The organism is Streptomyces sp. NPDC002730 (assembly GCF_042888805.1).
Taxonomy (GTDB): Bacteria; Actinomycetota; Actinomycetes; order Streptomycetales; family Streptomycetaceae; genus Streptomyces.
Genome location: NZ_JBIAQG010000027.1, coordinates 35,379 through 47,390 on the forward strand (window position 1 = coordinate 35,379; position 12,012 = coordinate 47,390).

Consider the following 12,012-nt stretch of genomic DNA (forward strand, 5'->3'; position numbering starts at 1 on the left):
CTTTGCAGGAACGTGAAACGGCCCCCATCTGGAGACGGGGGCCGCGGGGCTGGTTGCTGCTCGGGGCGGTCAGGCCCTTGGGGTTAGAAGGTGTCGACGGTGCGGGCGGCGCGGTCGTCGTCCCAGGCGCCCGCGTCCAGCATGGGCCGGACGGCGGCCTCGTATGCCTGCAGGATGCGGGGGGCGGAGTCGGCGCCGTGGCCCCAGACCGATTCGAAGCGGCCGGTCCAGCGCTCGACACCCTTGAAGTACACGCTGCTGCGGCCGCGGTTGTACTCGGCGTCCCCCTGCTCCTCCTCCACCAGGACGGCGGCCGCGGCAAAGACCACGACGTCGACGGCCTGGTCCGCGCGCAGCCGGTCGCGGACGGCGAGCCCGCAGGTGACGCCGAGGTCGCGATGGTGACCGATGAGCTCCAGCAGCGGACCGGCGAAGTCCGCCTTCACCAGGTCGTCGCGGTAGACGATGAACAGCCGGTCGATGCGGCCGCCGGCCTCGGTGAAGCGCCTGTTGGCGGCGATGTACTCGCGGCGCTGGGTCAGCAGCGCCGGGTTGGTCGTCAGGTCGGCTGCCAGGATCCGCTGAGGCTCGGAGTGCGCCTCGGTGAGGGTCTTGATCAGCAGCACGGACAGGCGGGGGACTTCGCTGGCGTAGACGCGAAGGTGGCCGTCGGCGATCTCGCCGTAGTCGGAGATGAGTTCCCGTTCAAGCTGGGAGCGGACCAGGTCGTAGTACCGGGCGTCATCCATGGCTTTGAGGTTATTGGCCTTGCGCAGGTGAATGTACGCCTTGCGCATCCACAGGTGGCCTGCGACCAGCACCAGGATGAGCACGCTCTGGACGAGCAGCAGCACCTTCACGTTGACCCGCTCCACCGCCCACCCGATGACGGGGACGGCCAGTCCGGCGATACCGACCACGGCGCCGAGCGCGGGCGAGCCCAGCGCGTTCGTGACCCTGCCGATCGGATCGCTGCGCTGTTCAGGCATGAAGAAATCCTCCCCCTCGAACGGCCTTGGGGCCGCGCGGTGTTCATGATTCCCGGGCTGCCGCATCCCCCACAAGAAGCCCGGTGAGCGGTCAGGTGCCCGCCGTGGGCAGGGCGATGTCGTACGTGATGTCCCACCGGTCGGCCGGAATGAGGACGTCTGCCGTCTCCAGCGGTCGACCACCGGTGTCGTAGTGGGTGCGCTCGATCAGGGTGGCCTGCGATCCGGTGGCGATGCCCAGCAAGTGGCCCTGGTCGCGGTCGACATGAACCGGTCGCGGTCTCTCCACCACCCGGGCGACGGTGATCCCCAGGTGCGCCATCCGCGCGACGATGCCGTGTCCGGCGAGCGGGCCGCCCTCGGGCAGGACCACCACGGTGCCGCCGGTGATGGCCATCGGTTCCCAGCTGGTGGCCAGCATGACCGGCTGACGTGCGGCCAGGAACTCGTAGACGGTGCGGACGCACAGGTCACCGGGCTCCACTGCGAGACGGGCGGCGATCTCCGGCGGGGCCGCGACCTTCGCGGTGCTGTCGGCCTCCCAGGTGCCGGTGAAGCCGGCGGGAGCGAGCCCGGAGTAGTCCACCGCTGGCGTGCGCTGCAGCGTGCGGCGTTGGAGCGGAGCGCGGACGTAGGTGCCCGATCCGGCCCGGCCTTCGAGGAGGCCCTGGCTGATCAGGAGCTCCTGCGCCCGCCGGATCACGTTCTCCCCGACACCGAACTCGGATCCCAGCTCACCGCGGGAGGGGAGTCGGTCGCCGGGAGACCAAGTGCCCTTGGCGATCCGGGATCGGATCTGTGCAGCCACCTGCAGGTAGGGGGCGTGGCCTCCTGAGCTGCCGTCAGCCATGCCTCTCCTTGCCCGCGTTGCTGCCTATACGACGCATTGACAAGCTAGTTCACTAACCAGAAGCTAGTTAACTAGAAACGCTTTGCGTAATCGTCGGCTGATCGAATGTGAATGTGGGTGTCCGTGGGCTACGACCGCCAGAACACCGCGATCACGTACGCCATCACACAGCTCACTGCCCTGACCGGAGTCCCGCCCCGCGTCCTCGATGAGGCCGGAGCGGTCCGCATCGAGACCGACGTGACCGAGGACCTCCTGCAGCACTGGCAGCAACTCCTCGCCGTTCTCGACCTGGGCACCACCTTCGGCCTCACCGACACCGACACCGGCCAGATCGCCTGGCTGCGCTTCGAGTGAGCAGAGGACACCCCACCCCATGACCCGCCCTTCCCGCACCGTCAGCCACTTCGCCAAAGGACACGGCGCCGAAAACGACTTCATCGTCCTGCCCGACCCCCACGGGCGCCTCACCCTGCCCCCGGCCGAGGTGACGCGCCTGTGCGACCGGCGCGCGGGCATCGGCGCCGACGGCATCCTGCGCGCCGTGCGCTGCACCGCCGAGCCGGAAGCCTCCGCCATGGCGGGAGAGGCCCAGTGGTTCATGGACTACCGCAACGCCGACGGCAGCAAGGGCGCCATGTGCGGCAACGGCCTGCGTGTGATGGCCCGCTACCTCGTCGACACCGGCCTCTGCCCGCCCGGCACTCTCACCGTCGCGACCCGCGCCGGGACCCGCCAGGCCCACGTCCCCCGCCGCAGCCCAGACTTCGAGGGCGACGTGAGCGTACGGATGGGCCGCCCCCGGCTGCCCGGCCCCGACCGCATCACCGTCACCGTCGCCGGACGGCGCTGGTCGGCCCTGCACGTCGACATGGGCAACCCTCATGCTGTCGTCTTCGTCGACGACCTGGCCCACGCCGGAGACCTGGCCACCGCCCCGACCGTCGAGCCGGCCGACGCCTACCCGCAGGGCGTCACCGTCGAATTCGTCATCCCTCGCGGCCCCGGGCACCTCGCCCTGCGCGTGTACGAACGCGGTGTCGGCGAAACCCGAGCCTGCGGAACCGGTGCCTGCGCCGCCGTCGCGGCCGCCGTCCTGCGCCACGGCACGCGCCCGGCGACCGCTTCCTACACCGTGGACGTTCCTGGCGGCCGACTGCGGATCGAGCTCTCCGCCGACGGCTCCATGGACCTCACCGGCCCCGCTGAGATCGTCGCTCACGGCACAACGGCACTCACCTCCGTGGCGGCCTCACGCCATGCGGTGGCTGGGCGCTGAGGCTGTGGCAGGGCGGGGGGCGGCGGGTCCGGCGGCCTCGGCACCGGGGATTCTCCGCCCGCCCGGCGCGGGAGTGCGCAAGGGAACCCGCGTGCTTGGAACGGCTTCTGACGCCAATTCGGGGATCTGGCTGACGGCCGGGGTTCGGCCCGAATATCGTCGGCTCTGCTGTGACTTACCGTCACGCCGCGCCACACCTTCGTCCATGGAAGGAGGTGAGATATGGCCGGACGTCATCGGAAGCCGCGCAAGAGAAGGGCCCCGAGCAAGAAGAACGTCAAGAAGCTTCTGATCCGGGCAGGCTGCCACCTGCTCCTTGAAGTGACCAGCAACTTCTGGCTCTAGCTCAGGGCCGCCATCACGCCCGGGGCGGTTCGCCGCCTCGGGCTCTTCTCTTTCCTCTATCTTTCCTGGCTCCCCGTACGCACTGTGTCGTGCGTAACGGTGGGCATGGGCCAATCTACAATCCGACACCACAATCCGCGTTGGATTCGCGAACTTCTGCGGGCGAATAATTCGCCCTACACGCCATACTGATTCGGCTTCCGAGACCTTGAGGACGCCACACGAGCGCACAGACCCCTTCCTGGGCCTGTTTCGGACTGCCATCGCCGTCCGGTCAAGCGCTGGTCGGTGTACTGGACGGGCTGAGACCGTGTACGGCCGGATCTGCCAGTGGCAACAAGCCTGCCGCGACGCGGAGTTGGTGGGCGGCGGTACCGTGGTGCCGACACGGCAGAGCAGCTGAGGGCGCCGGCCGCCTGGCGGGCGCGGACGGAGGGGGAGGCTGATGAGCCTCAAGGGCAAGTTCTACTTGCTGCTGGCCATCATCGTGATCGGCGTGCTGATCGGCCTCAACAACCCGCCCCCCTCCTGACCGTGTCAGCGACGGCGGGCCGTATCGCCGCGGTTGTCCTGACGGGGTACGTCGGATTTTGCGGGCCGGGTGGCGTGGGCGCTGATTCCGCTGCTGGCCGATGAGGTCTGCGCCGGCTGACTCGGCCGGGCGACGGAGTCCCTATCAGCGTGCGTGCTGATGCCCTGCCGCATCGTCGCCACCGGTCGGGTGACGATCGCTGCGGCCTGCTTGCTGGCCGGGTCGTAGCTGTCGCGGCGGGCGGCCACAATGTCGTCGCCCATGCCCGGGATCATCCTGAACAGCATCGCGCTGGCGAAGATCGCGATGACGATGATGGCCAGGCCCGAGATGATGGCGTTGGCCGGGTTGGTGTTCGGCTGACCGCCGGAGAGTGCTGAGGCGAGCATCAGCACGATGACGATGATTGGCTTCACGAGGATGATCGCCGCCATCATGCCGACCCATCGGCGGACCCGGCCCCAGAGGTCTCGGTCGACCAGCCCTGCGTAGACGATCGTGCCGAGCACGGCGCCGACGTAGAGGAGCGCGCTGCGCACGACCAGCTCCAGCCACACCACCCCGGCGGCCAGGATCGACACTCCGGCCAGGATGATGCGCACGATCGGACCGCCGCTGCTGCTGCCGCCGCTGTCGTCCTTGCGCAGCGCTGCGGAGAACGCGTCGAAGAATTGCGCGCCTGGTTTGCCGCCGGCGAGCGCATCGGTGATGCTGTCGACGGTCGCAACCACGGTGTAGAGGACCAGCGGGGTGAACGCGGTTGCGAGCACTGTCAGCCACAGCAGCCCGACCGCTTCGCCCATTGCCCGGGTCAGCGGCACACCGCGTACGGCGCGCTTGGTGACGGCCCACAGCCACAGCAAGATCGTCAAGAAGGCCGAGGCCGCGAAAACGATCCCGTACGTCTTCACGAAGCTGCCGCTGGCGAAATCAACGTCGCCGGTCACCCTCACCGCGTTCGAGAGCTGATCCACCGTCCACGCGGACGCCTTGGCGAATCCGTCCGCCAAGGCCTTGAGGGGGTCCAGTGCGTTCGCGGGGTCGTCGAGCGCTGGGCCTCCTCCTCCGCCGGTCGTGCCGTCTTCGCAGTACTCCCGTGCCAGGCCCTTGATCAGGTCGCACTTGTTCTCTGTCGGTGAGGGGGAGGGTGTGGGTGTGGGTGCGGCGTGGGCGCTCGATGCCACGGCGATCAGCATTACGGCGGCACCAGCAACGGCTGAGACACATGCACGGGCCGCGGTACGTGCGGACACATCAACCCCCAGGCAACAGAACGGAATACGAGGGTCGCACGCTGTGGCGGGGAGTGGCACCTCAGTGCTCCCGGAAACCAACGGCCGGGCTACCGTGGCGCGTTGATGACCACGTGGGAGGGGCGTACGGGATGGACGCGAGCAACGGCTACCAATGGGTCGAACGGCGGTTGCGTCCCTCGATGGCGTCTCCTCGACCGCCTCGCGGCTCTCGTCGCACTCTCATAGCCTCGGCCGGGCTTGTCGTCGTCCTCGTCGGCGCTATCGCTCTCGCAGGCCGGGACGGCGGCAACGGTGGAGGGGCGGGCCCGGCGCCTGCAGCATCCGCTGACAGCTCCTCGGACGCGGGCGCGGTCCGCAGTGAGCGAGGGGCCGCGGGCGCTGCCGCTCGGTACGCGGCGACCCTCGGCGGGGAAAGCATGTTCACTCCGGCCGCCCGGCACGCGATCGTGGACTCAATCGCCGATCCGGCCGAGCGGGGCGAGCTGCAGGCGGGCCTTGATGCCGACTACTCGGCTGCGTTCAACGAGCGCATCGGCCTGGACGCGAGCGGCAGGCCACCGCAGGGCGGTGTCTTCGTCAGCAGGACGATGCCCGCCGGGACGACGGTCAAGGCGTACGAGGGCGATACGGCGACCGTGGCTGTCTGGTGCTCGGGGCTCTTCGGCGTGACTGGCAAGGACTCGAAAGCTCCCGTCAAGACCAACTGGTTCACCATGACGATCAAGCTCAAGTGGGCCGAAGGCGGCTGGAAAATGACCGCGTTCACGCAGGCGGAGGGCCCTGAGCCCGCGCGGGGTGAGTTTGGCCAGGCTCCGCCTCTGTAGGGCTGGCGGCGGGGGGTTCGCCTGGCGGCTAGGCGAGCCCGTAGTCCACGGCGCGGCCGCACGCGATGCGGGCGCCGGCCAGCTGGCCCGTGCTGGCGGCGACGGCCAGGCCCTTGCGCAGCTGGTCCGGCTCGTCGTCGTGGCGACCGCCGATGTCTCCGCCAAGGAGGAGGACCTGGCGGCCGTCGAGCACGGCCTTGACCCACCCGGCGGGCGGTCGAGGCAACGTGCCGTGAAAGAACTTCTCCCCCACCGGGTTCAGCACGATGAGCTGCAGGTCGCGTCCATGGGGCTGGAACACGGCGACCCACTCCGGCAGCGGCTCGGCGTCGAGCTCGGCGGTGACCATCTGGAAGCCGCTCTCCAGCAGGGCCTGCATGAAGACGTTGCGGGGCTCGGCGCCGTGGGTGCCGGAGTCGGTGAGCGGCGTCATGACCATGCGGGCGACGAGCACGGGCGAGCCGTCCACGATGCCCGCGGCCATCGTCATGTCGAGCCCGTCCTCGGGCCGCACGAGCGCGGCCGTGGCCTCGGCGTTCAGCGGGATGATGCGCGACGGCGCACAGCGGTCGTGGGCGAACCAGATGCCGCCGGCCGCGCCCACGATGCTCTGGCCGAGCACCACGTTGGCCGGCCCGTCGTCCAGCGGCTCGCGGCACTCGATGCACGTGCCCTCGGTGATGCCCCGGGCCTGCACGGCCATCTGCGGGCCGAGGGCCTGCTCGACCTCCGCGCTCATCCGTACGGCCAGCGCCATGGCCCTGTCCCCTCCGTTGTGCGCCGGTCCCTGGTGGCACCGGTCCTCAATCACCGTACGGGCCTGGTCGTTCACCGGGGGCCGAGTCCCTTGCGGGCACGCTTCTCGGCGCGGGCCTTGGCCAGGGCAGCGGCGTGAGTCGAGTCGGCCGTGCGCGGGGCGGGCCGCTCGATGCGGTGCCGCTCCTCCAGCTGCTGCAGGTGGACGTGCTCCGGCTCCGTGGCAAAGCGGGACAGGTGCCAGCGCTCGTGATGCTCGGCGCGCTGTTCGGCGGCGGCCTCGACGCGGGCCATCTCCCGGCGCAGCTCGATCTCCCGTGCCGCCTGCGCCCTCGCCCGGTCGCGCTCGGCCGAGGTGGACTCGTCCCACGCGGTGACATGGGCGGCCTGCGGCACATGGCGGCGGCGGCCGTAGCCGTGCGCGTTCTTCTGCGAGTTGATGAACCTCCACAGCCGGTATCCGGCGAGCCTGCCGAGGTTGTCGGCCTCAAACGTGACCAGGCCCCACTCATCGCGGCGGATCAGATTGCTGGTCAGCATCTCGACGAGCTGGGACTCCGTACCGCCACGGCGCAGGGCAATCACGATCGTGTGATGCAGGTCCGTCCACGGCGAGCCCGTGTGTGACCTGCTCAGCTCCTCCGGGGTCGGCGCAGACAAAAACACCTTGCCCCGGCCGAACTGGGCTCGCCACGAGTGCCACACGCGGCGCTGGACACTGCTGGCAATGCCACTGAGGCTGTCCCCGAAAGCCTGGCCAACCCCCTTTCCAGGCGCCGCCGAAGGCGTCGTTTCTGTCTTTTTCATCCCGTTCGACGGGTTCAGCCCACTACTACCGTTAGAAGAAAAACCAACTAGTTGTGAAAAGCCCTTCGCGTATAGAGGGGACGGTTTGCCACTAGCCCCAAGAGCCATCAGGCGGTGGACTCGGGCGGTCATCTCGGCGGCGCGGTCGCGGTCGGCCACTGCCGTGCAGCGGAGGTCCGGGGCGGCGTCTCCGAGGCGCTTGGAGCCCTCGCGGATCGTCCCGGCCACCACGGCGGCCTTGGAGCCTGCCGGGTGCTCCCAGCGCGGAGCAGCGGCCAGCTCGTCGAGCATCCGCTGCGTCTCGGGGTTCTTGCCGCGCACCATCATGGGCTCGACGTCGGGCGCCGGACGGGTGGTCAGGCGGCCGTAGGCGGCGCCGTCGTACGGGTCCTCGGCCTCGGGGAGGTCCCAGACACGCAGCTCGCGCATCAGGTCCTCGGGGAGGTCGGAGGGGATAGCGTCAGCCCGAAGACACAGGGCGTAGACCGCGCGGCGGCCCGGGGCCGGCGCCACGATGCGCTCGGCGAGCCCGTACGCCTTGAGGCCCTTGAGGTCGTCCCAGAACCGGTCTGTACCGACCTCGTGGACGTACGCGTAGCGCTCGGACAGGGCGACTCCCCCGTCCACCTGCTCCGTGCCGTACCGGCCCTCGACACGGCCGGTCGCCGGGTCGAGGCGCTGGGAGTTCAGGAACTTCGCCAGGCGGAACTTCGTCTCGGGCAGCGTTCCGCGGTACCGCGCGATCTCGGCGATCCGGTACCAGGTGGTGAGGCGGAGCACGGGGACGCGCAGGACGAGCTCGGGGCCGTCCTGGGGCTCTACATCCGTACGTGACACGCCGTGCGCGGCCAACTCCGTGGACACACCGGAACTTGGGCGCACTGGGCTGACACCGCAGCTGTCCGCTACGATGGGGACACCACCTTATGGGTCTACAAAGCAACAAAAACGGGACCCTCCGACGGAGGGCCTGCTGGGAAAAGAACCGGGAAACCGGCTCTGACCTGGGCTTTTTTGGGTTCTTAGGTGGCCTCCTGTTCTTTGTGGCCGTTGGGTGAGCGCCAACTCATCTGCGGGCCGGGTTCGGGCGGGTGGCCGACTTGGGAGTCGGCCGGTTTGGTTGCCGGGCGGGTAGTCCGGCGGTTTTGCTGGGTGAACTAGGTAGAACGGGACTCAGACCGAAGATGGGGATCTGAGGTTCGAGTCCCTCGACGAGCGTCAGTGCCTCGGCCGTGGCCGGGGCCTTTCTGCTGTCTGGGCTTCGGCTATCCGGTCAGGGGAACCTGCTCGTGGTCGCCGAACGCTTCTGCTGCCCATACGGGACGGCCGTTGTCATCGACTTGGTCCCGCCTGATCAGTTCCGCGAGGTACCGGCCCATGCTGACGCCTGCAGCCTTCGCGTTCTCGTACGCCTGCGCATGGACTTCAGCCGGGACCATCGGCGAAAGCCGAACCAGTCCCTGGCGCTTCTTGTCCCTCACCGGCGGCACGTACCCGCGATCTTGCTCGTCTCGACTTCCGTAGGGCCTAGCCATGGTCGTGATCATTCCGCATTGCGGTTCATGTACGCAAGCAGCGCGGGCGTGTCGCGCGGGTTTTCCCGTGGGATGGGCGAGAAATTTGTGACTTCTCGTCAGGCGGGAAGCAGGTCAGGCGGACTGGAGCCGTTCCAGCTTCTTTTGGAGGACTTGCAGGGCGCCGCGTTGACGGCCGGGCACACGGCGGCGGAGGGCGACGAGTTGCGGGGCCAGTTGGCGGGCGTGTGCGGCGTCGCGGATGCGGTCCCACTGGTGGTGGGCCCGGTCGACGGCGCCCTCGACGTCGTGCGCGTCGGGGGCCTGCTGCAGTGTGTCGAGCCGGGTCTGGGCGGCCTGGAGCCACAACAGGCAGGACTGGCCCGGGTCCTGGGCGACCGAGGCGAGATGGGCGCGGACCTCGACCCAGTGCACGGCGGCGAACGTGTCGGCGCCGAAGGTCTGCACGGCGCGCTGTTCGGCGGCGGCCGCCATGGCGACGGCCTCCTGGTGGCGGCCTGCCTTCGACAGGGCGGCGATCTGCTCGTGCGGGTCGTGCTCGACGGGTATCACTGCGGCGCTGGGATGGTAGACGGGCGAGACGGTGCGCTGGGCTCGGGGCGGTGGCGGAGGGAGCTGGACCGGCGCGGCCGTGGCCGAACTCGCGGGCGGGAGGGTGGCGTTCACGGCGGGCGCAGGCTGCTCGGGGCCAAGGACGAGCGCGTCCTCGACGGCGGCGCGGCGGAGGGCCTCGTGGTGCAGCTGGTCGGGTGCGGAGCGCTGCCCGGTGCGCAGGATCTGGGCCAGGGCGTGCGTATAGCGGGGGTGGGCTATCCGCCGGCGGCCGGGCGGCGGGGCTATGACGCCGTACGTACGGGCTCCGCCGGGAAGCGGGAGCGGCTCGTCGTCGAGCTGCTGCCAGACCTCGGCGGCGGCGACCAGGTCCACGTACAGGGTGGTCGTGTCCGGGCGGCGCTGCTGCAGCTCGGCGACGAGCCAGGCCCACGGGAGGGCGGTGTAGCGGATCGTCGAGGGCGTGGTGCGGGCAAGCGCCAGGTGCACGCTCTGCTGGCGGCGGTCGAGCTGCAGCTGGCCGACGAGCACGACGGTGAGCGGGCCTTCGGTGGAGGCGGCGCCCCGGAGACGGGTGAGCACGGCCTGCGGGTCGACAGGGTCCGCCAGTTCGATGAGCGTGGCGGCCGCGGTGCCCGCGAGCGCGGCCGGCGATACGGCGGCGAGCACGGGAATCACACTGCTCGCTTCGGTGAGCTTGCCCTTGCCCGTGGGCGCGGCCGCCAGTAGCAGCGCGGTCCCCGGTCGTTCTTGCGCCCCGTTGATCTGCACATACGCACCGTATCCGCTGGCCCGTTCGCAGCTGGTCGACTTCTGCGGCGTCCGCCTCGGCCACGCGGCGCCTGCCGTACGGGACTTCGTGAGCGGTGTGGTTCCCTCCTCGATCGGGCGGCGCTCGCGCAGGTCAGATCGTGTCGGGGGGCAAGGTGGAGCGCCCGGAGCGAAGCGAGGACGTACGACCTTGCGGCCCGGGGCGGGCTGTCCTCCCCTTGGGTGCCCGTTCGGGGAGGGGTCCGCACCGCAGCTCGCCCCCACCCCTGCTACCCACGCACCGCAAGATCGCCCATGAGCCCCCTCCCCCTCCGAGGAGGGCCGGGGTGTGGGGCGGAGCCCCGCGTCTGTGTCTTCGGGCCTGTGGCCTGCGACGACTCCCCTTAACCCACGTTTTTGAGATCTTGGTCGTCGAGGGCGCCTCGTTCCACTAATTCCCCATGTGCATGGGGGAATCTCGGGCGGGTGTCTCCCGTGGGAGACGGTTGTCCGACGGTCAGGGCAGGGCGGGCAGGGCGTCGACGGCGGCCTGCCACGGGTAGGCGTCGAGGTCGCCGTGCCGGGGGCGGTGCGGTACGAATCCGCCTTCGCCGAGCAGCACGGTGACGCCGGCGGCGCGCAGGGTCTCGACGCTGCGGGCGACGGCGGGGTGTGCGTCCTGGGCGTTGTTCCAGTGCGGCAGGGCGACGATGGGCAGTTGAAGTCCGATGCCCTCGGTGATGAGCCCAAGGGCGAGGGTGTCGCTGATCCCCGCGGCCCACTTGTTGACCGTGTTGCTGGTCAGTGGGGCGACGAGCAGCGCGTCCGGCGGCGGCAGCACGTCGTCCTGGCTGGGGAGTTTGTACTGGTGCCGGACGGGGTGGCCGGTGAGCTTCTGCAGGGCCTCTATCTCGCCCTCGGCGTCCTCGGAGGCCCACCGGTACGCGAACGGCGAGAGGATCACGCAGACCTCCCAACCAGCTTCCTGGGCCGCGCGAATGGGCACGTGGAGGCGGCGGGCGGGCGGGGCGGCACAGGCGATCAAGTACAGAGTGTTCGTCACCGGGGCAGTCCACAGCGATCAGCAAGTCCGCGCAACCGGCCCTCGGCGGAACCGGCTCCGAGCAGACGCAGGTTCTCGACGGTCGTCTTCGTGCGGGGCCGGCACTGGACCTCTTCGGGGGCCAGTGCCTCGGCCTGCAGCAGTGTGTCGACGGACTTCTCGCGCAGTCCGGCCTGCAGCTCACCGAGGGCGCGGTCGGCGAGCAGGTGCGCCCGGCGCTCCCTGGGGAGATTGCTGAACGCCTGGGCGGGGATGCCCGCCGCGACCGCGACGGCGTCCGCCCCCTCGGAGAGCTGCACGTGCGCGGCAACGCGGTACAGGCACACGTTCGTCGGGCCGAAGGACGTCCACAGCCGGTTGTCGTCGGCACCGAGCCGGTCGGCGTGCTCATCGGCCTGGTCGAGGTGGTCGGGGACCTGTCGGGCGTGAGAGGCAGGGTTGCGGTCGTCGGCTTCGGCGGCGGCCGCGGCCGCC

Annotated in this window: 12 protein-coding genes and 1 pseudogene; 4 read left to right on the forward strand and 9 right to left on the reverse strand. The window is 70.0% G+C overall.

What is annotated here, in order from left to right; genetic code table 11:
• Window positions 1–83: 83 nt before the first annotated feature.
• Both ACFYXH_RS40590 and ACFYXH_RS40595 read right to left on the reverse strand, forming a co-directional pair.
• Complete coding sequence (locus ACFYXH_RS40590; protein ID WP_389574371.1) at window positions 84–989, reverse strand: hypothetical protein; 906 nt, start codon at window positions 987–989, stop codon at window positions 84–86.
• A gap of 91 nt (window positions 990–1,080) precedes the next feature.
• Complete coding sequence (locus ACFYXH_RS40595; RefSeq protein WP_389574373.1) at window positions 1,081–1,839, reverse strand: GntR family transcriptional regulator; 759 nt, start codon at window positions 1,837–1,839, stop codon at window positions 1,081–1,083.
• Window positions 1,840–1,956: 117 nt separating this feature from the next.
• On the opposite strand from ACFYXH_RS40595, the gene ACFYXH_RS40600 reads away from it, so the two are divergent.
• The 3 genes from ACFYXH_RS40600 to ACFYXH_RS40610 all read left to right on the forward strand — a co-directional run bounded on the left by ACFYXH_RS40600 (window position 1,957) and on the right by ACFYXH_RS40610 (window position 3,463).
• Window positions 1,957–2,196: a hypothetical protein gene (locus ACFYXH_RS40600; RefSeq protein ID WP_389574375.1), complete on the forward strand. Its 240-nt coding sequence runs from the start codon at window positions 1,957–1,959 to the stop codon at window positions 2,194–2,196.
• A 19-nt stretch (window positions 2,197–2,215) separates the two neighbouring features.
• Entirely contained in the window at window positions 2,216–3,118 is a 903-nt protein-coding gene (dapF, locus tag ACFYXH_RS40605; protein WP_389574378.1) for a diaminopimelate epimerase, read from the forward strand.
• A gap of 222 nt (window positions 3,119–3,340) precedes the next feature.
• Window positions 3,341–3,463 (forward strand): hypothetical protein, encoded by a 123-nt coding sequence (locus ACFYXH_RS40610; protein WP_389574381.1) that lies wholly within the window; start codon window positions 3,341–3,343, stop codon window positions 3,461–3,463.
• Between the two features lie 537 nt (window positions 3,464–4,000).
• Here ACFYXH_RS40610 and ACFYXH_RS40615 read toward each other — a convergent pair.
• Entirely contained in the window at window positions 4,001–4,942 is a 942-nt protein-coding gene (locus ACFYXH_RS40615; RefSeq protein ID WP_389574384.1) for a hypothetical protein, read from the reverse strand.
• 725 nt (window positions 4,943–5,667) lie between these two features.
• Between ACFYXH_RS40615 and ACFYXH_RS40620 the strand changes: the two genes are divergently transcribed.
• Window positions 5,668–6,075, forward strand: coding sequence for a hypothetical protein (locus ACFYXH_RS40620; RefSeq protein WP_389574386.1), 408 nt, complete (start codon window positions 5,668–5,670; stop codon window positions 6,073–6,075).
• A 28-nt stretch (window positions 6,076–6,103) separates the two neighbouring features.
• On the opposite strand, the gene ACFYXH_RS40625 is transcribed toward ACFYXH_RS40620, so the two are convergent.
• The 6 genes and pseudogenes from ACFYXH_RS40625 to ACFYXH_RS40650 form a co-directional block, all read right to left on the reverse strand.
• Entirely contained in the window at window positions 6,104–6,907 is an 804-nt protein-coding gene (locus tag ACFYXH_RS40625; protein WP_389574388.1) for a hypothetical protein, read from the reverse strand.
• Window positions 6,904–8,502, reverse strand: a complete 1,599-nt coding sequence (locus tag ACFYXH_RS40630) for a hypothetical protein (RefSeq protein WP_389574391.1) — start codon at window positions 8,500–8,502, stop codon at window positions 6,904–6,906. The genes ACFYXH_RS40625 and ACFYXH_RS40630 overlap by 4 nt, the downstream gene beginning before the upstream one ends.
• 401 nt (window positions 8,503–8,903) lie before the next feature.
• A complete protein-coding gene (locus ACFYXH_RS40635) occupies window positions 8,904–9,077 on the reverse strand; it encodes a hypothetical protein (RefSeq protein WP_389574394.1) in 174 nt (57 codons plus the stop codon).
• 210 nt (window positions 9,078–9,287) lie between these two features.
• A complete protein-coding gene (locus tag ACFYXH_RS40640) occupies window positions 9,288–10,496 on the reverse strand; it encodes a hypothetical protein (protein WP_389574397.1) in 1,209 nt (402 codons plus the stop codon).
• A gap of 496 nt (window positions 10,497–10,992) precedes the next feature.
• Window positions 10,993–11,538 carry a flavoprotein gene (locus tag ACFYXH_RS40645; RefSeq protein WP_389574400.1) on the reverse strand — a complete coding sequence of 182 codons (546 nt, stop codon included), beginning with the start codon at window positions 11,536–11,538 and terminating at the stop codon, window positions 10,993–10,995.
• Window positions 11,535–12,012 (reverse strand): annotated as a pseudogene (locus ACFYXH_RS40650) (XRE family transcriptional regulator); the annotation flags it as partial. The gene ACFYXH_RS40645 and the pseudogene ACFYXH_RS40650, both read right to left, overlap by 4 nt.

Coding starts and splice junctions, on each gene's coding strand:
- ACFYXH_RS40590 (WP_389574371.1), bottom strand. CDS start 989: ATGCCTGAACAGCGCAGCGATCCGATCGGCAGGGTCACGAACGCGCTG.
- ACFYXH_RS40595 (WP_389574373.1), bottom strand. CDS start 1,839: ATGGCTGACGGCAGCTCAGGAGGCCACGCCCCCTACCTGCAGGTGGCT.
- dapF (WP_389574378.1), top strand. CDS start 2,216: ATGACCCGCCCTTCCCGCACCGTCAGCCACTTCGCCAAAGGACACGGC.
- ACFYXH_RS40610 (WP_389574381.1), top strand. CDS start 3,341: ATGGCCGGACGTCATCGGAAGCCGCGCAAGAGAAGGGCCCCGAGCAAG.
- ACFYXH_RS40620 (WP_389574386.1), top strand. CDS start 5,668: ATGTTCACTCCGGCCGCCCGGCACGCGATCGTGGACTCAATCGCCGAT.
- ACFYXH_RS40635 (WP_389574394.1), bottom strand. CDS start 9,077: ATGGTCCCGGCTGAAGTCCATGCGCAGGCGTACGAGAACGCGAAGGCT.